Source organism: Haliscomenobacter sp. (assembly GCF_040403615.1).
Lineage (GTDB): Bacteria > Bacteroidota > Bacteroidia > Chitinophagales > Saprospiraceae > Haliscomenobacter.
Genome location: NZ_JBBAKG010000002.1, coordinates 54074 through 74847, shown reverse-complemented (window position 1 = coordinate 74847; position 20774 = coordinate 54074). Strand labels below are relative to the sequence as shown.

Annotated in this window: 18 protein-coding genes; 6 read left to right on the top strand and 12 right to left on the bottom strand. The window is 45.7% G+C overall.

Features of this window, described 5'->3' with window-relative positions:
* Nucleotides 1-5: 5 nt before the first annotated feature.
* Genes ABW391_RS01345 through ABW391_RS01330 form a run of 4 tightly spaced genes read right to left on the bottom strand, consistent with a single transcriptional unit; the run spans nt 6 to nt 3519 of the window.
* Nucleotides 6-953, bottom strand: coding sequence for a 2-hydroxyacid dehydrogenase (locus ABW391_RS01345; RefSeq protein ID WP_353480009.1), 948 nt, complete (start codon nt 951-953; stop codon nt 6-8).
* Entirely contained in the window at nt 953-1438 is a 486-nt protein-coding gene (locus ABW391_RS01340; RefSeq protein ID WP_353480008.1) for a VOC family protein, read from the bottom strand. Before ABW391_RS01340 ends, ABW391_RS01345 begins: the two co-directional genes overlap by 1 nt.
* A 33-nt stretch (nt 1439-1471) precedes the next feature.
* Nucleotides 1472-2638 (bottom strand): mandelate racemase/muconate lactonizing enzyme family protein, encoded by a 1167-nt coding sequence (locus ABW391_RS01335; RefSeq protein WP_353480007.1) that lies wholly within the window; start codon nt 2636-2638, stop codon nt 1472-1474.
* The gene (locus ABW391_RS01330) at nt 2635-3519 is read right to left on the bottom strand and encodes a sugar phosphate isomerase/epimerase family protein (protein ID WP_353480006.1); all 885 of its coding nucleotides are present in this window, start codon (nt 3517-3519) and stop codon (nt 2635-2637) included. Before ABW391_RS01330 ends, ABW391_RS01335 begins: the two co-directional genes overlap by 4 nt.
* A gap of 436 nt (nt 3520-3955) precedes the next feature.
* Between ABW391_RS01330 and ABW391_RS01325 the strand changes: the two genes are divergently transcribed.
* Nucleotides 3956-4756, top strand: a complete 801-nt coding sequence (locus ABW391_RS01325) for a hypothetical protein (protein WP_353480005.1) — start codon at nt 3956-3958, stop codon at nt 4754-4756.
* A 659-nt stretch (nt 4757-5415) separates the two neighbouring features.
* Here ABW391_RS01325 and ABW391_RS01320 read toward each other — a convergent pair.
* The 4 genes from ABW391_RS01320 to ABW391_RS01305 form a co-directional block, all read right to left on the bottom strand.
* Entirely contained in the window at nt 5416-8586 is a 3171-nt protein-coding gene (locus ABW391_RS01320; RefSeq protein WP_353480004.1) for a PVC-type heme-binding CxxCH protein, read from the bottom strand.
* 56 nt (nt 8587-8642) lie between these two features.
* Nucleotides 8643-9488, bottom strand: coding sequence for a ThuA domain-containing protein (locus ABW391_RS01315; protein ID WP_353480003.1), 846 nt, complete (start codon nt 9486-9488; stop codon nt 8643-8645).
* A gap of 255 nt (nt 9489-9743) precedes the next feature.
* A complete protein-coding gene (locus tag ABW391_RS01310) occupies nt 9744-12749 on the bottom strand; it encodes an FN3 associated domain-containing protein (protein ID WP_353480002.1) in 3006 nt (1001 codons plus the stop codon).
* A gap of 246 nt (nt 12750-12995) precedes the next feature.
* A complete protein-coding gene (locus ABW391_RS01305; RefSeq protein WP_353480001.1) occupies nt 12996-13466 on the bottom strand; it encodes a hypothetical protein in 471 nt (156 codons plus the stop codon).
* A 294-nt stretch (nt 13467-13760) separates the two neighbouring features.
* Between ABW391_RS01305 and ABW391_RS01300 the strand changes: the two genes are divergently transcribed.
* Together ABW391_RS01300 and ABW391_RS01295 are read left to right on the top strand one after the other, a co-directional pair.
* Nucleotides 13761-14384, top strand: a complete 624-nt coding sequence (locus ABW391_RS01300) for a CvpA family protein (RefSeq protein ID WP_353480000.1) — start codon at nt 13761-13763, stop codon at nt 14382-14384.
* Nucleotides 14385-14429: 45 nt separating this feature from the next.
* On the top strand, nt 14430-15125 hold the full coding sequence (locus ABW391_RS01295) for a lysoplasmalogenase (protein WP_353479999.1): 696 nt from the start codon (nt 14430-14432) through the stop codon (nt 15123-15125).
* A gap of 4 nt (nt 15126-15129) precedes the next feature.
* Here ABW391_RS01295 and ABW391_RS01290 read toward each other — a convergent pair whose 3' ends face one another.
* Entirely contained in the window at nt 15130-15603 is a 474-nt protein-coding gene (locus ABW391_RS01290; RefSeq protein ID WP_353479998.1) for a hypothetical protein, read from the bottom strand.
* A gap of 357 nt (nt 15604-15960) precedes the next feature.
* Here ABW391_RS01290 and ABW391_RS01285 point away from each other — a divergent pair, with 357 nt between their 5' ends.
* Together ABW391_RS01285 and ABW391_RS01280 are read left to right on the top strand one after the other, a co-directional pair.
* Nucleotides 15961-17469 (top strand): MFS transporter, encoded by a 1509-nt coding sequence (locus ABW391_RS01285; RefSeq protein WP_353479997.1) that lies wholly within the window; start codon nt 15961-15963, stop codon nt 17467-17469.
* Between the two features lie 12 nt (nt 17470-17481).
* Nucleotides 17482-17715: a DUF6814 family protein gene (locus ABW391_RS01280; RefSeq protein WP_353479996.1), complete on the top strand. Its 234-nt coding sequence runs from the start codon at nt 17482-17484 to the stop codon at nt 17713-17715.
* 69 nt (nt 17716-17784) lie between these two features.
* On the opposite strand, the gene ABW391_RS29570 is transcribed toward ABW391_RS01280, so the two are convergent.
* Nucleotides 17785-18648, bottom strand: coding sequence for a helix-turn-helix domain-containing protein (locus tag ABW391_RS29570; RefSeq protein WP_502916308.1), 864 nt, complete (start codon nt 18646-18648; stop codon nt 17785-17787).
* Nucleotides 18649-18709: 61 nt separating this feature from the next.
* Complete coding sequence (locus tag ABW391_RS01265; protein ID WP_353479995.1) at nt 18710-19213, bottom strand: GNAT family N-acetyltransferase; 504 nt, start codon at nt 19211-19213, stop codon at nt 18710-18712.
* 118 nt (nt 19214-19331) lie between these two features.
* Between ABW391_RS01265 and ABW391_RS01260 the strand changes: the two genes are divergently transcribed.
* Nucleotides 19332-19787 carry an energy transducer TonB gene (locus ABW391_RS01260; protein WP_353479994.1) on the top strand — a complete coding sequence of 152 codons (456 nt, stop codon included), beginning with the start codon at nt 19332-19334 and terminating at the stop codon, nt 19785-19787.
* An 8-nt stretch (nt 19788-19795) separates the two neighbouring features.
* On the opposite strand, the gene ABW391_RS01255 is transcribed toward ABW391_RS01260, so the two are convergent.
* A complete protein-coding gene (locus ABW391_RS01255) occupies nt 19796-20509 on the bottom strand; it encodes an alpha/beta fold hydrolase (RefSeq protein WP_353479993.1) in 714 nt (237 codons plus the stop codon).
* Between the last annotated feature and the right edge of the window lie 265 nt (nt 20510-20774).

The window sequence follows — 20774 nt, the reverse complement described above, 5'->3', positions numbered from 1 at the left end:
ATGGATTAAAGATCTTTTAAATTAAAAATACAACCTGGCTGCGGCGCTTGTCCCCGCAGAATCGCCAAAACGTTGCTCACTGTGCTCATGCACATGTTGCGGTAAGTTGTGGCCGTCAAACTACTGACATGGGCAGTAATCAACGCTTTGGGTTGGACAATTAAAGGATCGTCGGCAGCAGGTGCTGGAGAAGTGGGTATGTCTGCACCATAGCCAGCAAGCTTTCCGGTATTCAGTGCAGCTACTAGCGCTGCTTTATCCACGATTTGCCCGCGGGCCGTATTGATCAGGATGCAGGAAGGTTTGACCTTGCTTAAGGCTTCCGCATTGATCAAATTTTCGGTTTCGGTAGTCAAGGGGACATGGATGGAAATGATGTCGGAGTTGGCCAATAGTTCATCTTTAGTGACGTATTGGTAAGGCACATTTTTGGGCGACTGCGACCAATAAATGATGCGCATTCCCAGGGCTTCAGCTATTTTGGCCACTTTCAGGCCGATATTGCCCAATCCCAGAATCCCCAAAGTTTTTCCCCCCACCTCGTCGCTTTTGAAGGTGCTGCGGGCTGCCCAGTTTCCACTTTTGACATCATTTAGCGCCTGAAAAAGATTGCGTTGCAGCAGCAGCATCAAGGCGATGGCGTGCTCGGCTACAGTAGCAGCATTGGATCCCGGGGCATTGACCACTTTGATTTTCCTTTGTGTTGCTGCGGCTACATCTACATTGTCGAGGCCCACGCCACAACGAGCGGCCACTTGCAACCGAGGACAAGCATCTAGCAATTGCTGGTTTACCTGACCCAATCCCCGGGTGATGACCGCATCAATACTGCTGAGGATTTCAGCAGAGGGTAATCCGTCAAAAGCGGTATGTACAACAATGTCTTCAGAATCCAAAAGAAGCTGATTGGCTTCTTCGGCAATTGTCTCCAGGAGCAGAATGTTTTTTTTCATCAGTTGTGATACAATGTGGCGTCAGCGGTTTTATACCCCCGGAAATCATTGCGCCCAGAGACATAAATCCCTGCCTGAAACAACTCATCTTCAAAAATGGCCGGATCAATCTCCGAACCCGGCTTGCAGGAAAGTTCCAATAAATTGCCAGAAGGATCGCGAACAAACATCTGAATTGGCCCATCTGGCAATTGGCGCACTTTGCCCCAGGGAGAAGTATCGATTACCCCCAATTCTTTCATGCGCCAAAAAATGGCGTTGATGTCGTCTACCTGCATACACACGTGCCCACGGAAGGAAAACACATCCTCCCACTCGGTAAGGTGGAGCTGCTGGGTTTCGTTGATTTTGAAAAAGGCCGTTGGGTAGTCGAATAAAAAGGCCGGGATCACTTCAAGTCCCAATTCCTTTTCGTAAAATTCGCAGGCTGCTTCGAGGTTGCTCACCACGAGTGCCACGTGATTGATGCCAATTGCTTTTGCCATTGTTGTAGGTATTTACCGCCTTCAGCGGAATATTTACACTTTTTGCTTGAATTCATGCACAAAATCCCAGTTCGGCGTAAGCCCCAAACCAGGCGCGGTTGGGGCAGAAAGCATGCCGTTTTCCACAGTAATTTTTTCTTTCACCAAGTCGTACATCATTGGATTTCCACCCAAAGAAAACTCGATCACCACCGCTGCGGGTGAAGCAAAAGCCACATTCACGCCCGCCATAAACGAAAATGCTGAGCCCCAGCAATGTGGCGCCAACTCCAATTGATAGGTATGCGCCAATTGCGCCACCCGCATCGATTCAGTAATGCCTCCAATGATGGCTGAATCGGGTTGCACTACATCCAATGCCCGAACTTCAATCAAATCCCGCACATCAAAAGCGGTGTATTCGCTTTCGCCTGCGGCAATCGGGATGGCCGTAGAAGCGCGTACTTCGGCGGTTCCGTGGCGGTTGTCGGGGCTGATGGGTTCTTCAAACCAGTACAAGTTGCAATCTTCTACCCCACGACAAAATTGTTTTGCTTCGGGTACGCTGAAGGTACCGTGGGCGTCGGTCATCAGTTTGATGTGCTCTCCGATGGCTTCGCGGGCTGCTTTAACCCGTTTTACGCTGACGGCTACGGTTTGGTCCATGATGCCGACCCGCATTTTCACCCCTTTGAACCCTTTTTCGATGTAGCCATTGAGCTGCTCACCGATTTTGTCGGCATTGGCCCAACCACCGCTCGCGTAGGCTTCCATTTTGTCGCGACAAGCACCACCCAACAGCTCCACTACCGGAACACCCAATGCTTTGCCTTTTAAGTCCCAAAGCGCCGTATCGACCCCACTCATGGCGGAGATGGTCAGGCCACGGCGACCTAAAATCGGGAATTTACGCCCACGAGACAAGGAGTAATGGTCGCGAGTGCCGTTGTAAATGTGTTCCCAAATGCGCGAAATATGGCGGGCATCTTTGCCGATCAGTTGTGGTTTGAGTTCATTTTCTACGCAACTTACAATGGAGGCGCATACTCCTGAAGAGCCTACAGCAGCTTTGGCTTCGCCAAAACCTTGCAAGCCGCTTTCAGTGGTGACAACCACCAGGGTCATGTCAAAATCGGTCAGCAATCCGTAGTCCGAAAAATGCTGTTTTTCTTTGGGAATGGGACAACGAAGCCAAAATGCTTCAACGTTGGTGATTTTCATATCAAAGCTCTTAGCGTTTCTACAGATTTTTTAGTCAACATGGTATAAAATTCTTCGGTAACCGCAGAACTGCCGTGGTCTTCGAGGAATTTCTTTTGTTCAGGACTCAACCCTTCTGGATTGGTTTCAATGGAATTGGGATAAGGATTGGCGGGGGTACGGTCCAAAGGCGAGCAAAACTCTACCGACAACACCTCATTGTAGCCTATCTCTTGCAGGGTGGCGATGATTTTTTTCCAATCCAGCTTGCCCATACCAGGTGCCATGCGGTTGTTGTCGGCCACATGAAAACCTACCAACCTACCTTTGGCCCGGCGAATGGCTTCAAACATGTCGTCTTCTTCGATGTTCATGTGAAAAGTATCCAGACAAACCCCACAATTTGGCCCTACTGCTTTGGCCAAAGCCAGTGCCTGATCACCACGATTGATGAAATAGGTTTCAAAACGGTTGATGGGTTCGATGCCCAATAAAATCCCCAGGCTTTCGGAGTATGCATAAATTTCTTGCATGCCTTCTACTGCCCATTGCCATTCTTCATCGGGGCGACCGTCGGGGATGATTTTGCCCACCGTGGCAGGTACAACAGATACCATGGTACCATTGAGTTCTTTGACCATGGTCACCACGTCTTTGACGTACTGCACCGATTTAGCCCGCTGGGCTTTGTCTTTCGCCAGCAGGTTGCGGTCTTCCAGCATCAGGGTCACCGAACCCCAGCAGGACATGCCATGGTCACTAAGCAATTTTCCAACATATTTGGTATCGTAAGCTTCTGGAGTACCTTGAATCTCGATTTTTTCGTACCCTAAGGCTGCAATGCGGGCCACCGTTTTTTCGATGGTTTCGGCGCGCATCCAGTTGTGTATCGATAGTTCCATTGTGGTGTTTTTTGTTTGCCAAATATAATTGTAAAAATTCAAGCGCATGAGGAATAAAATAAAAAAGTCGCATTGAACTTACCAATTCTTGTAACACTTTGGGCTTAAGCTATGCCATAGGCTAATATGAAAGCCTGATAAGTAAAATTTGGGGTGGTCAAAAACCTATGTTTTGGGGCAAAAATTAAAATTTGAGGTGATCAAAATCGTGTGAAAGTGCCTTGAATAGAGCGGATCACTGGGGTATTTTTACATCATAAATCAGAGGATAGAAAATAATCAACCTTCTGATTTATCAACCAACCATAGCTAATGGTTTTATTAAAACTGCCGTCGGAGGTCAATGTGCACAATTGTTCCAAAGATGTTGGCGGGCTATCCGAAACCGCCTGATCAAGAAGTAGGATATTTTAAAATTTTGAATATATTTTAAGCCATGAAGAAAGTAATTTTATTCGCGATTGTTTCGGTAATCCTTTTTTTCGGTTGCCAAAAAGAACAGGCATATGACAAAAGTCAAGCATTAATGTCCAAACTTGAAATTGAAAACGTTGGTAAAAGGCACAATGAAATTGTTTATGAAGTGATACGTTCGGATAAAGAATACAAGTCAATCAATGAAGTAATAAGAAATGTTGACACAAAAGTAACAAATGAAGGAAGTCTTATCAATTTGAATCAAAGCGATGCAGAAGCTTTTGGGCAAGGTATTCCAGAGAAAGTACTTTCAAGATTTAATAATCATAAATCTTATTCTTGGGTGAAGAAAATCTTCTCCATTGACTTTGATAACATCACGCTAAAAGAAGCAGTGGAGCATTTATCAAATATCGAAAAAGAAGCAAAAAATTCAATTTTAGATAAAAATGAGCTTACCGCGGTTCTAGTATCAATAAGTGTTGCAAAAAACTCTGCAGAACTTTGGATGTCAAAAAATCAAGGAGGCTTAGCGTTATCAGAAAAAATCATCAAAAAACAGAATTTTTTCAGCCCAGAACTTAGAGACATTGGTTTTGACAATACAAATATTGATGGGGGAAGTACTAGCGCTAAAGCGGACCCTACTAAAACAAAGAAAACAAGTATAATTGTCGCAAGTGATGCAATTGGAGCTTATACGGGTTTTATACAAACCGCAGTACTAGCTCCAATTCCTGGGGCAAATGCGGCAATTGCAGCGAATACAGTACTACAAGGAGCTACTGCCTCTATTTTATCTGCAATTAGTTTGTGGTAAAATAAAGCCTATTACTGCAATAAATTTCAGAACCCATTTGATCTACTTCGAATTCCATTTTCTTTATCCATGAATGATGGGTAACACGAAATTAACCTTTAGGGATTTCAATTAAATGAAAATGGGTATTAATCTTAAATTGCTCAAAACCAAAGCATTTCATTTGACTTGTTGTGATGAAAGCACATAAGATCAAGAATTGAGGATTTTTTTCGGTTTGAGGCTTATTTTTGAGTTCGTCCTGATGCATCGATAAGATATAACCAAGCAGGAAAAGATAATATTCTTGAACGAAATTGTCTTGACTTACAACAAGTCATTCACTCATCTCAAATTCTTTATTTATCATGAACACACAAAATCTTACTTACAAGCTGCTGTTTCAAATTCCAGTTTTCACCCTACTATTTTATGCCGTGCTTAAACTCGTAGACCTACAAATTTCAGGTCTGCTCCAAAAAGAAGACTATCGGTATTTGATGGTTGGGCTATTTACATCTCTAGTGGGTGCATTCATAAGCCCAATGATTATTAAAAAGTTCGCAAGTGTAAAGTCTTAACTAACAAAACAAACAGGGTGATTATTGATTTCTAATCAAATGAAAATCAGTTATTTAGAAATCAATATTCACCCTGTTTGTTTTGTTTCAAAATTTAGCCTATTTACCCGTTTTGCTCTCCAAAGGATGTTCCTTCAGCAGCTTGCTACTTTGGTAAAAATCCTTTTTCTTTTTCAAGGCCGCCCGGATTTGGGCTACTTTTTCAGCTTGCACCACGGAGGCTTTGTTGCCAAAAGAATTGCGGATGTAGGTGGCAATCGCTGCTACTTCCTGGTCTTTGAGCAAGCCTTCAAAAGGAGTCATAGGAACCTGGCCTTCGTAGCTTTTGCCATTCACTTCGATGGGGCCCATAAAACCCTTGAGGATGATTTTGATGAGTCGATCTTCGCTGCCGGTTACCCATTCGGTACCTGATAAGGGAGGAAAACCAGACCCGGGAAGTCCTTTGCCGTCGGCTTGGTGGCAGGTGGCACAATAACCCTCTTTGGCATAAATGGCCTTGCCCTGGTTGAACAGTTCAAAATCTTTGCCCTTGAGGTTGGTGGTGCTGTATACTTCCTGTTTCTTGCTCACCGCTTTGCCGCTCAAGTGGGCTACTGCGGTTTCATGGGCATGGATCATCCAATCGTCCAGGGGTTTCTTTTTGGCCTCCTCCAGAATCGATAGGCCTTTTTCGGGGCCAATCCAGGATGCAGCAACAATGGCATCCAGACGTACCCGGCTGTTGTCGTCTTTGACTGCTTGCATCAACAATTCCGCCTGGTCTTTGACCTGATGGCCGGTAAAGCGTAGGACTTCAACCGCTGCCGCTCTAACCCGGTAATCTTTGGCTTTCAGAAGTTGCTTCAATAATGGTTGGTTTACTTTGTTCAAACCCCAGCTTACCCACAGGCCTTCCAGTTGGTGATGCTCGTATTGCGGGTCGTTTTTATCGAGGGCGCTGAGCCATTTGTCCAGTTTAGGCAAAACATCCGCGGCTTTTCTGGCCCTCAGTTCCCTTCTGGTGCGGTAGCGGCTGCGGTATTCGGGCAGTTTAAGATTGTCCAGCAGGGTCTCAATGCTGGCACCATCAATTTTTGCAGGGGTGACCAGTGGTCTAGAAGGGTACGTGATGCGGTAAATCCGGCCATGGACGTGGTCGCGCAAGGGGTCACGGGCATTGTGTTGCATGTGGCCGATCAAGATGTTGTGCCAGTCTACAATATAGAGTGAGCCATCCGGGGCAAACTCCAGATCTACCGGGCGGAAATTCCGGTCTTCGGATACCAGTAAATCCTGGCGATGCTTGGTCTTGTAGCCTGTGCCTTCATCCATGACTTGGTGTTGCTTGGTACCCAAAAATCCGATGGTGTTGTTGAGCAACAGATCGCCTTGGACTTCATCTGGAAAATGGCGGCTGGAGACGAACTCCAAGCCAGAAGTAGGACGCACCATGTGGTCTTTTTCGATCAGCTGCACACTTTTGTGGGTGGCTTCACCGTAGCGGGGCAGTACAGTACCCGGCATCATCCAGCGCACATCGGGGCTGGAAGTTTCGGCAAAGAAAGGTTGTCCCCAGTGGTCAAAAGCGATGCCCCAGGGATTAGGGATGGCCAACTGAGCGGTTCTTTCCAGTTTGTGCAATTGCGGACTGTAGCGGTAAAATCCGCCATTGGTAGCCCTCACGGTGCCATATGGTGTTTCGACATTGGTATGCAAAAAGACGCCTTCGCCAGAATAGATCGCACCGGATGGATCGGCACAAAACGCGTGGCTGTTGTGGTGGGTATCGTGGTCGTCGTATCCGCTAAAGATGATCTCAACTTTGTCGGCTTTGTCGTCACCGTTGGTATCGGTGTACAATTTCAGATTGGTTCCTTGAGAGACGTATACGCCTTCAGGTGCCAATTCAAAACCGAGTGGGAGGTGCAAACCTTCGGCAAAAACGGTTTGTTTGTCTGCTTTGCCATCGTTGTTGGTATCTTCCAGAATGAGCAATTTGTCGTTGGGCTTGGAATCACCGGGTTTGTAGTGCGGATAGCCGGGCATGGTAGACACCCAGAGGCGGCCTTTGTTGTCGAAGGACATTTGTACTGGATTGGCTACATCCGTAAATTCCGCTTCGGAAGCGAAGAGTTCAATTTTATAGCCAGCAGGTACCTTCAATTTATCGAGTGCATCTTTTCCATAGAGGTATTTCAGGCTTCCGTTTTTCTCGGGATTAAAATTTGTTTTTACCTCGGGCAAGCTGCGGGTTGTTTTATCCGCAGCTGCAATGTCCATTTTCTCTCCTTTTTGCGCAGCCAACCAAATCGCTTTGTCGCGAATGGTGGTCATCTGGCGGATTTTTTCGATCTCGAAAGGATAGTTATCCGGCCCAAAGGGGTCGTATCTGCGGCCATAAACGTGCACGCCGTTCGGAACTTTGTAGTCGTTGTGCCACATCCAGTTTTTTTCCATCACCATATCGTGGATCAGGTTGCGGTTGGCTTCTGCTTTGGGGGCAACGTTGCCAAAAATTTCGTTGGTTAACAAAAGAGCCAATTTCTTGTATCCAGCTTCATTCAGTTGAGCACCATCGATGGTCAAAGGATCTGCTGCTTCTGCGTACCATTGCTTTGAGGGGGTAAAGGCATCGACAAACTGTACTTTGTTTTTCTGTGCGACCTCTTTCATGGCCTTGGTGTAGAGCAGCAGGTTTTCATTTTCTTTTTCACCATTGGGCAAATCGTAGATGCTGGTCAAATCTTCAAACGCCGTTGGAGAAACGATGGCCAATTGCGGCGCAGAAATGCCGTTGTATTTTTGACTCAAGGTATACTTGATAAATGCATCCAATTCCGCTTTGTAGTTTTCCAACCCAGCCTTGCCTTGAAACGACTCGCTGTATCCAAAAAAAGCGATGATGATGTCGGTTTGGAGGCGCGTGAGCCATTGATCCGGGCTATCGAAGTGGCCTTCGCTGTCGGAGTTGGTGGCGTATTCGGTTTGGAATTTTTCAGCACCTGGAAATGCCCAGGGAGAAAAACGGGAAGCGTGCGGCCGAAACCCGGGGGTATCACCGCCATCACACATGTTGCGGATCAGCAAGGACTTTTCGGGATAGCGCACGTACATTTCGGTTTCAAAATGCCCGTAATTCATCATTCTTGAGCCGAGGTTTCCGCCGATCAGAGAGATGTGAGCGCCGTCTTTAATCTCGAGCGTTTCAGGTTGTTGCCAACGGAAAGAACCCAAAACCATAAACATCAGGATGATGATGGAAAAAAAAGGCTTGATTGGAAGAGACATTATGTGAGTTGTTTGTAGTATTTGCAATTATTCGAATGGTTCGTGCATAGCGCTGATTACTTGACAATGCCTCGGTAAGGCACATTGATGTCAATTTTGCCTTTCCATTTTTTAGGCACTTTTTCGCCCAATTCCCAATGGATGGCATTGATGATCAAGCGTTGAAAAGCCTCTACCTGAAAATCTTCGGGGTGACCTAAAGTGGTTGTAAAAATCTTTGCACCATAGGAGTTGGTTCCCGTCCAGGCTACCGGATTGTCGATGGCAGTTTTGTCTGGATTGACGGATTTGCCCATCAACAACCATTCTGAACCCTTGGTAGGATAATCTGGCAATACGCGGTACAACCAGGAATTCGCATGAAAGCTTGGTGCAACGCCCCTCAGAATTGGATGTTTTTTTGCTGCTTCGATGATTGATACATCGGTGGTACTTTGGTGGCCGTAATGCGTATGGGCTGCTTTGCCGCCCCATCCTGGAGGTGCATTCAGGGCAAATTCACCAAAAGCATTCCAGCGCTCGGAGGGATCTCCTTTGGGAAAATTGAACGCGTGGGTAGTGGTACGGAAGCCCATCAAGGGTTTTCCAGATTTGAGGTAGTCTTCAATCAAAGCCAATTGATCTGGAGGCAATTGACGCCAACGCAGGTAAAAGATGGCCAAATCCGCTTCTTTGAGGCTTTCCAGTCCGGGAATGTTTTTTTCAGAATTTTGATCTGGAGTGGCTTTTAAAACTTTGGTCTGAAAACCGTAGTTTTTCTCCAGCTCTGCCGCTATCAAGGGCAGGGTTTGTTCGCCACTGTACTCGTGGTCGCCAGTTACAAATACGACAAGCGGTTTTTTCTGGGCAAAAGAAAAACAAGCCGCAGAGAGCAGTAAGAAGAGTAGAAGCCCTTTTTTCATGGTGTGGTTTTTTACTTGAACAGAATAAAAAGTACTACAGTACTATTTTATCGATTAAAAATAGTAAATCATTTAAATAAAACGTAATTATTACCAAGCAGCTTCGCTTATTCGTTTTTTTTCACCACTATAGTGTGACGCAAAAAATTAATTCCCAATTTTTTGAGAGACTTTTGAATAGGAAGCCCACTTGAAATGAACCGTTCGACTTCCTATTCAAAACCCAAAAAGATGAAGTTATTATTTAACCGTTAATTAATAGGCCGTATACTTTCGAGTAGCTACGCGGCTGATCTTTCCATTTGAATAATAGCCCCGGGCACGAACTGTAGTTGTTGCATTCAGCGTAAGTGGCTTTTCGTAACGCGGAGATTGAGGCCCTGGTTCCGTACCATCCAAGGTATAGCGAACTTCTACGTTTTTGGGAAATGTTTTCAACTCAACACTCAGTGAACCCTTGAAGGTGGATTGAATTGGATCGATAAAAGGAGCAAAAGGAGTAGCGTCTGCGTAAGCTTTGGCCGTTTCTTCACTCATTTTTTCCATCAACGGAACATTGTCCATTTCTGGAGACTCTGCCAGTGCGCTCCAATCAAAATTCCGGTCGAAAGGGCCGAGTGCAAACGCTGGGTTGAACAATTCAGGATCAACCGGAGAGGCCACATAAGGCCGAAAATCGGGCTTATCGGTAAACAATTCCGCCAAATCTGTTGCCGTTGCGTCGTATTGATTCAGGTAAGGAACTCCGATACAGTTCCAAAAAGTTTTGAAAATGCTTCCAAAACTGCTGTGTTCATGGCCTACATAGCCGCGCTTGATGTATGGAGAAATAGTTAGTAACACACTGCGGTGGGCGTCAACATGGTCTGCGCCACCTTGCGCGTCGTCTTCGGTAATGACGATCAGCATGTTTTTCCAGTAAGGCGTATGACTAAGGAACTCAACAATGCGGCCCAGCGCCAAATCGTTGTCGGCCATATAACTTTGAAAATAAGGATAACCCGCATTAGGACGAATGCCCGCCCCGTGGTCATTGCCCAGGCGGATGGTGGTAAATGCAGGCATTTTCTCCGCACCAGACATCCATTTTTCGCGAAATTCTTCCATCAACACATCTGCCCGAAATTGGTCGGGGATACTGGTATTGTAGGAAGGATATTTTTTTGAGGTAAATTGCAGCAATCCTGCGGAGGCCGGAACGTTAGGCATGGTACTCACTTGTGCCGAATCAAAAGCTGCTTTTACGGAGGTTGGCACGTTGTTGAGGGTCATTCCAAAATTGTAAAACGGCTTTTTTAGGCGGTAGAGGTGATCCCAGATGGAACCTGCTTCGTTGAGGTCTTCTGGGCTACCAGAACCGCTAAGAATCCAGGCACCAACCGCAGTAGAATCTTTTTTGTAAGCACGTCCGCCACCATAAGAAGACATTACGTTCACTTCAACCCATTCATTGGGGTACAGACCAACCAACCAGCGGTGGCCATCGGCAGATACATCTGAATCGACGTAGTAATTGTCAGAAACTGCAAACTGTTGCGCAAGCTTTAAGTGATTTGGGGCTGGAGTCAACCCGGCTATTTTTTCGCCCGTTGGGGTGGTAACTGTTGCACCTCCGTAACCAAAGCGGGCCATTGCAGCTTCGCCTTTGCCCTTGGACAACTGTCCAAATACTTCGTCGTAAGTGCGGTTTTCTTTGATGATGAAAACTACGTGCTGGATCGGCGATGCTTTCAACCCCGGATATAATGGAATGGGATTGGTGCTGCGGCTTTTGAACGCGGGATCGGTGATTGGGCGGATCCGGTAGTTGTTGCGGATTACTTGCTGGGTATGTTTGGCCAGGTCTGCATCTTTAGGTATGTCGAATACATTGACGATGCCCTTCATCAGGTTGCCGATGTAACTGCCTTCTCGGTCTACATTGAACGTAGAACCTCCGTTGGGCCCGCTGCCCAAACCTTTGGCGCAAGCTACTATGAGCTTTTTCCCATCACGACTGGTTTGCAGTTTGGACGGAAACCAACCTGTGGGGATATGCCCCAATACTTTGAGCGTTGGAACGTCAATAACGCCCACTGCGTTGATGCCTGCTTCCGCTACAAAAAGTTTTTTTTGATCGGGTGAGCAAGTCAATCCGAACGGAATCATCCCACGCAGATTTCCCAAACGCGCTTCGGGGTTCAGAAAAATTTCCGTCTTTTTGGTCAAAGAACGCGCATCAATAACGGTCACACAATCGCTGTGGCCATTGCTGACGAAAACATAGTCGTCGGTAGCAACGACCGAGTTGGGGCTAGATCCCCCTACCGCAGGAACATCTTCCAACACCTGGCCGATCTGAATACCGGTTTTGATTTTGGCCAAAATGGCATCGGTTTTCAAATCAATGGCAAAAACCGAAAGTGCTTCTGGTGAAAGCGGATCTCCAAGTCCGGGGATCATTTTGTCGCCCAATTGTTTGCCATTGACTGCTTCAGGCGTATTGTAAGCAACCTGGGTTCGGCCATTCAAGGCATTGCCTTTGGGGTTGCCGGGAGTGTAGGTGTATGCATCCTGGTAAGCATAGATCCCCACGTTGACTACATAGGCGCGACTATCGTCTGGTGAAAGCGCCAACCCAAACGGATAGCGCCCTACCCCAATGCTGCGGCTCACTTGGCTTTGTTCGGTATCGATGATGATCAAGCGGAAGTTGAGCTGATCCAATGCGTAAAGAGTACGACCATCTTTGCTGAGCATCAACTCGCCGATATAGCTGCTTGAATAATTGCGGCCATTGACTGGTGTATTGCAATTGATTTCCGTCAGTTTTGCTCTGGTATTGGGGTCAAAAACAAAGATTTTTCCTTCTTGTCCGCCAGCTACATAGATTTTACGGTTGTTGGGTGCAATGGCAACGCCCATGTACACGGCAGCCAAAACACCTTTGTCGGTTTCTACTCCTTCTGGTATTTGGGATACGACAGGGTTTACGTCTGCAACATTGCGGATCAGGGTAACGGAGAAAGGTCGGATTCCGGTATTGGCGGTAGCGGCAAGGGTACCGTCCTGACTCAACACCAATCCATATGGGTGAGGAGCAGTGGTGATGGATTTTCCAAGCGGCGTAACGATTCGACCATTGGGGATGACGGTTTCGCCCCCCTTTGCGACCTGGGTAGGTCGGCTACCCGCTGGGGCGTGAATGATCCAATTTTTATTTTGGGAAAAAATTGTGGCTCCCCATAACAGGCAAGCAAGTAGGTAAAGGCTCTTTTTCATTAGGCAATTGCTTTGACGATTTAGACCAATTTGGACAGGGCATTGATGGCTCTAATGCTGAACTGAATCCGTAAACCTAAATGTAAGCGGAGCATGTTAACGGGGTATTAGCTCAAGATGAGGATTAGGTTATTTTTTTATCGCCCCTATTCATCCGTTCCCAAAAAAAATGACGAATAAAGCACCTTGGCCTTATTCGTCATGCAGTATTGTTTAAAATCTCCTTAGTATGACGCAAAAAATTACTTACTGTTTTCTTTCGATCAGCGTAGGAAAACTGGCAGTTGTGTAGTGTGAAAATTTCTTATCACTGGTAAACAAAGGCTTATAAGCACGGATAAAAGTGCCAAAAAAGGCCCGCAATTCTTCGGGCTTGTAGTTGCGTGAATCAGGTTTCACGAAATAGCCGATGTGCCGGATAGAGCCATCTTCGTTCCAAAATACGTGTATGAAAATTTTCAATCCGTTGAGGTCAAATTTGATGTTTTCAGCATGATCCTGGGCGGATTTGATGAATTCCAGCCAGTTGTTCAGTGCCTTTCCGGTGTCGTTACCCGAAATCATCAGTAAGTTTCGCGGGTGTTCTACGTTCAGTTTTTCGTAAGCTGCCTCATCTTGTCCCAATAAGAATACAGCAGGTAGTTGATTTTGACTCAGCAACATTGGCGACCATGCCAACGTACAAGCAAATAAAATAGCAGTTGGAATTAAACGCATGTTCAAGGATTTATGATTAAATTTAATAGATTCTCTAATGTTGAGATTATGTTGTAAGTGATATGACGCAGATGGGAATAAGGAGATACATCCGATTATCAACGGCTTGTGTCGGAAAAAATTTTCAAGTTGTGACTTTTTACTGCACCTTTGTATCTAAAGGAGTAGTTGAAAAGATTTTTCACTCAGATTGCCTTGGCTTTGAATAGAAGCCAACGTTTGGTGTAAATCTTCTCATTGCTCCTACAAGGTACAAGTTCTAGATTATTGAAAGCTAAAGGAAAGCAAAAAAATATGATCATCGACGTAATTTTTTTGATTATTGCAGCGGCTGGATTTTGGTACGGTTATTCCCGCGGTATCATCGAAGCCGTATTCAAATACACTTCGATCCTTTTTGGGATCATGGCATCTTTGCGTTTTTCACCAATGATGACCAATTTTTTACAAGACATATCAGGCTATAAAAATCCGCTCATGTTTCTGGCGGGTTTTCTGCTCACGCTTTTTTTGACCATGTTTTTGTTGCGCACCGTTGGTCGTGGTTTGGAAGGGATATTGCAGAGTATCCACATCAACTTTATCAATCAAATCATTGGAGGGGTAGTATCCGCAGCTTTTTCGGCGTTGATTTACAGTTGTTTACTTTGGTTCGTATTGGCCTCATCTGCTACAGCAGTCACTGATTCAGTAGCGGAATCCCGAACCTATCCCTATTTGAAAGATTACCCCAAAACCGTTTGGGGGTTACTAAAAGGAGCACAACCGATCTTGTTCGATTTTTGGGATTATTCAGTGGATGTGCTGGATGACATTCAGAACCTGACCCAAAAGACTGAAACCCAAGACATTTACAACATCGAAGATTCGGAAGACAGCGGCACGGTTGATAAAAACAGCCCTTACAGCGATAACTAGATAATAAGCATTTGTTGTATTTTGCCGCTTCAGGAAAATACAACTATGCAAGCTAGAGAAAAGATTTTACTGATTGTTTTTGCAATCGCCTCGTTGGGCAATCTTATGTCAAGTCTTTTGCCCATTCCCTTCTTGAATGAATTAACCAAACCCTTCTTGCTGCTGAGTTTATCAGCAGCGTGGTATGAATCCAGCAATTTTCTCTCAACCCGCTTTAGCCGGATTATCGCCGGTGCTTTCTTTTTTTCCTGGATTGGTGACTTGATGTTGATGCTGGTGGCCAGTTCCTGGTCAAACCATGCTCCCTTCTTTATTTTAGGCTTGGGCAGTTTTTTGATCGCTCACCTGTTTTTTATCTGGGCATTTTGGTTGTGGAAAGGGAATCGGCAAGGACTGCTTCAACAAAAAATATGGCTATTGCTGCCCTTCTTGTTGTATTGGAGTCTGCTTTTGAACATCCTTTGGGCGGGCTTAGGCGATTTGCTCATTCCAGTATTGGCGTATAGCTTGGTGCTTATCTGTATGACCGCGAATGCTCATAACCTTGGAAAAATGCTTCCCAAACCTTATTTCAGCTACCTGAGTGTAGGCACCATTCTCTTTGTGCTTTCTGATAGCCTGATCGCCACCAACAAATTCAGCGGTACAGCGTTGCCACTGGCTTCCTTTTGGATCATGCTGACTTACATAGTTGCGCAGTATTTGATTTACCTGGGTGCAAAGGGTATGACGCGCAATTGAGCCTTTAAGGTTTCCCCGTATTCCGATACCTCCAAACGGAACGAATCATCCGAAATGGCAAGATGGCCAATGAAATGACGCTTCCTACACTAAACAAAACCATCTCGCTGCGTACAAAACTCATCATGGCATTAGAAGTATCGATGGGCAAAAGTCCAATCAGGTCTTCGGGTTCGTTGTAATCCAGAAAAACCTGAAAGCGGTTCATCTCCTGGATTAAAAGAAAAATTGCCGGAATTACTGCAAAAATCAGCATCACTTTGAACCACTGAATTTTGGCGATCAAAGTAGTAGGAAACAAAAATATGTACCGCGCTGCGGTTATGAAAGTTACAATGTATACGATGTTGATGTTCCAGAAAGGATAATCCTCCGTATAAAAATAAATCGGGGCCATGATCAGTGCAACCAATAAAGCTGTCAGGAGCCACCATAACAATTCCAGCCGAAGCTTTTGGTCAATCGTGATTTCTTGCATGTTGTCTTTGGTAAAATTGCCGCAAATGTAGGGATTGTGCCGAACATTTTTTGTTTTTTGCGAAGCAGGAACCTTGTCTTCTCCTTAGAAAGATAAAAACCCGACAAATGCATCGGCTTACCAAAGAGTTTTTCTATTATTGAACTATGGAACGATGAAAAAATAACTACCCCCTTTTCACTTTGCTTTTTTGCGCTTATTCATCCTATCTTTCTCGTTAAATAGGCTTGCTATTCGCCTCAAAAGATAGTTGACTAAACACAAAATAGCTGCGTTTAAAGGTGGCATTCATTTCTTCATCGTTCCTATAATGCAACTATAGACATGACAAATACAGCAGACGCAAAATCAGTGGCGATGTCCACTGAAGAAAAAAAGACCATTCGGGCGGTTATTTTGGCCTCCTCGGTAGGCACTTTGATCGAGTGGTACGATTTCTACATTTTTGGAGCACTGGCTTCCATCATTTCCACCAAATTTTTTCCTGCCATCAATCCCACCGCAGCCTATCTGTCGGTGCTGGCTACATTTGCCGCAGGCTTCGTGGTGCGGCCTTTCGGAGCATTGGTTTTTGGCAGGCTGGGTGATCTAGTTGGCCGCAAGTATACCTTTTTGCTCACGCTGGTCATCATGGGCGGGTCAACTTTTGCCATCGGCCTGGTGCCAGATTATGCAACCATCGGAGCAGCCGCCCCGATTTTGGTACTGTTTTTGAGGCTTTTGCAAGGATTGGCATTGGGTGGTGAGTATGGTGGTGCGGCTACTTATGTGGCCGAGCATTCTCCTGCCCAACACCGGGGTTATTACACCAGTTGGATTCAAACCACGGCAACACTGGGGCTTTTTCTGGCTTTGGGGGTTATATTGTTTACTCGGAAATCAATGGGACTAGAGCAGTTTGGCGAATGGGGCTGGCGGATTCCATTCATTGTATCTGCCTTTTTGATTGGCGTCTCGATCTACATTCGTTTGCGGATGAATGAGTCGCCCCTGTTTCGCAAAATCAAATCGGAAGGAAAAGCCTCCAAGAATCCACTGAAAGATTCTTTTGCCAATCGCGCCAACTTGAAGATGGTGCTGTTGGCGCTTTTTGGCGCCACGATGGGGCAAGGTGTAGTTTGGTACACGGGGCAGTTTTATGCTTTGTCGTTCATTGAAAAAACCTGTAGCATTGAGTTTGTACAAGCCCGCAACATTATCCTGATTGCGCTGGGCGTTGCGACACCAATGTTTGTGCTTTTTGGCTGGCTGAGTGATCGAATTGGCAGAAAAGCGATTATGATGCTGGGGATGATCCTGGCCATTGTGACCTATCGCCCGATTTACAAAGCCATGTATGGCCTGGCCGATTTGACGCTAAAAAAAGAAATAACCACCAAATCAACCACTTTTGTTAAAAATGAAAAAGCGGAAGGGGGTGACCTGACTACGATCTTTGCTACCAAAGTATACACCGATGGCAGTCGGTACGAGGAAACCACCAAGGTCACTCAAACCAGCAATCCAAGACAAACCATTGCCAACCCAACCGTGGTCAAAGAACTGACGCTTGGTCAGCAAGGTTTTTGGATGATGGTCTTGCTGATTGGCATACAGGTATTGTATGTGACCATGGTTTATGGGCCAATTGCGGCTTTTTTGGTAGAAATTTTCCCAACGCGGATCCGCTACAGCTCCATGTCTTTGCCGTACCACATTGGCAATGGCATTTTTGGGGGACTTACGCCCTACATCGCGACTCGGCTAACGACCCATTTGGGTGATCCATTTGCGGGTTTGTGGTGGCCTATTGCAGTAGCCGGTTTGTGCTTTGTGATTGGGATGATTTACTTGTCCAATAAGGTGGATTCAAACGTTGAAGACTAAAATTAAAGAAAAATGAACAAGCTGAAAAGATACCTTGGAATAGTGTGGATGCTGATAGGCCCTGCCAGTATTGCCTTTGGCGTTCAGCAAGCCTTGCGAGAGCTATCGGCTAGCGCTGCTACCCCTCCAACTCAAGAAACCTATACCTTCTGGATCATTATTCTCAGCATTTTTGTGCCCATTGCCGCAGGGATTTCTCTGATGGGGTATTACGCTTGGAAAGGAGATTACGATCAATTAAGTTGAACAGTTTAAAGTTGAAATGTTGAAGAGTTGAAGCAGTTAGGCAAAACCGCGTAAAGTGCAGGGTTCTTTTCAACTCTTCAACCCTAAACGCTTCAACTTTTCAACCCTCCCGCCATTTCCCAACCCACAATGGCGCTTTTTCGGGTTTCGCCCCAATGATAACCGCCCAATTTTCCGGTTGACTGGATAACCCGATGACAAGGAATGAGAAATGCAACGGGGTTGCTTCCAATCGCGGTACCTACTGCGCGCTGTGCTTTGGGTTGTCCAATGCTGCTGGCGATGTGGCTGTAAGTGCTTACCGCACCAGCAGGAATGCGTAGCAGGGCTTCCCAAACTTTCAATTGAAAATTGGTGCCCTGAGCCAATACAGTTAGCCGCTGAAGTTGATTTCCTTGATGCGAAAAAAGCTGTTGGACAACAGGTTTGATCAGGTGCGTGAATCAGCTCAGCGAAATTCCATTTTTTGGAAAAAGCTTCGAATTCCAGGCGCTGCAGTTCTTCATCTACAAAACTGAGCCCACAAATACCTCGATCGCTCAGGGCAATGAAACAAAGTCCAAAGGGCGTATTGTGGTAGCCGTATTTGAGCTGCAAGCCTCGCCCAGCCTCCCGAAATGTTCCTGGCGTAACACCTTCGATATTGACAAACAGGTCGTAAACCCGCGATTGGGCAGACAAACCTGCTTCATCCGCCGCAGTCTGCAAATTGGGAACTTCACAAATTCGTTCCCGCAGGTAATCCAGGGTCAAAAACTGCATGAATTTTTTAGGGCTTACGCCTGCCCAATCGGTGAACAAACGCTGGAAATGCTCTGGCGAAAGGTGAACTTGCTGCGCTACTTCCGCCAAATCGGGTTGTTGCCGGAAATTGGCGCCGATGTATTCGATGGCCTCGGCCACCCGTTCGTAATTGATGTGCTGTTGGTTCATGCTCTTTTTTTATGCAAAAATCGGGAGGGATGGGTGATAGGGCAACCTGATTCTTGTGGAATTAGAGTTCCACTACCATCTGAATGTTGCTCCGCTCATAGGGTGAAGGATAGCCCTCGATTTGTTCAAAACCCAACTTGCGGTACAGGTTGATGGCAGGCGTCAAGATGGTATTGCTTTCCAAAAACACTTTTTTCGCGCCCAGCGCGTGTGCTTTTCCCAAAATTTCCTTTCCCAATAAGTAGCCGATGCTCTTGCCTTGTGCTTTGGGAGATACGGCCATTTTTCCCAATTGGTAATCAAAATCAGGAAGATGCGATTTGAGCAGGGCACATACGCCAACCGGCTCGTCCTGGTACAAGGCCACGATGATGCAGCCTCCTTCGTCCAGGATGTGTCCTTCAGGATCATCCAGTGCCAGATAATCGGACTCTTCCATCTTGAAGTATTTGGAAATCCATTCCACGTTTAGATCTCTAAAGCACTGCTGGTATTGGGGTTCGTAATCGACGATTTGAATTTGATTTTCTGCTTGAATTTCACTTTGCGCCTCTTCGCTTTGCATGGGCATGAATTTGGTTTGCGAACAAAAATAGTTTTCTTTTTAATGTTTTGGGGTTTACCCACCAAAAAATCGATTCCAGTCATCTACCAAAGCACAACCATTTATCAACAAGTTTGCCATGAAGAGAATCATCTATGGCCTCAGTAGCATTGTGCTAATGCTGCTTTTGGCCACGTCTTGCCAATCGATATTCGACGATGAAACGAGCATAACGCCTCAGGAAATAGAGGAAATAGAAGAAGTTGACCACTCTGCTTTCATTTGTTTCTTCCATCCTGAATCAATGCCTTCCTTTCCCGGAGGTCACATTGAAATGCTTCGCTTCATTGCTGGAAATTTTGAATGGCCTCAATCCCTTCAAAACGATTGTGTAGAAGGAACCATGGTCGTGCAATTTACCGTTGAGCTGGATGGCAGCCTTTCAGACCTAAAAATCGTGAAAAGTATTCATCACGGCTTAGATCCAGTTTGTCTAGATATTGTGAAAAAAATGCCAAAGTGGATTCCTGGCAGTTTAAGAGATGTACCCACCAGAACACAAATGAATTTGCCCATCAGAATCCACCTAGAGTAATTGGAGTATCACAAACCCACCAAGATCTCCACCAATTCCTGGGGCTTGCTGAAAAATGGCGAATGGCTGGTTTCCATTTGGTACACTTTCTCACAAGGCAATTCTGTGTACATTTTTTGCTGAATAAAAGGAGTAACTGCTTTATCCAGGGTGCATTCGATGTAAACCCGTGGAACGGAGCCAAAATTTTCATCACTCAATTGCAGCGGGGTTGTACCCGTTTCGATGGGTTCTGCGCTCAGCAATACATTGGCCAATTGCACAATGTTTTCATCACAATCGGCGTACAAGCCTTCCCGGTAAATGGCAGGATCAAGGGTTGTAGCATTCACATCAGCATGAACCTGTACGTATGGTTTCAAAACACCTGCGGTATCTTGCATGGAGTATTCCCGCTGGGTTTTGCCATTGGGAATGAGGTAAGCAGCCAGATATACCAGCTTTTCAATTTTCTGAGGGCGGTATTCTGCGACCTGAGAAATGACAATGCCATTTTTGCTATGCCCAACTAGAATTACCTTTCCTTCCTGTGCATCTACGACCTTGCAAACCGCGTCTACACTGGTTTGGAGTCTCACTTCCTGGATGGGCGTTTTGTCTCTGCCCATACCTGGCAAATCAATGGCGATGGCCCGGTGTCCCAATTGTTCCAAAATAGGCACAACGCGGTGCCAGTTCCAGGAGCCGTGCCAGGACCCGTGGATGAAAATAAACGTTTTCATAGAAGTAGAATTAAATGTGAATTTGTACCACAAAGGTCATGGAAAGGACTTCCTTGAGCAACCCGAATCTTGTGGTTTATTGGGAATTCATCCACCTGAGGTAGTCTGTTAATTTTCCGCCTTCTAAACAAAGTCAGGGTAATTTTTCATAAAAACACCAACAAAGTCAAGGTATCAAGTCTGACGACCAGCTTTATTTGATGGTCATCTGAAAAGTTTTTTCAAAAAAATAGTCTAGGAATTTTTTCGTACGAAATATTTCCTA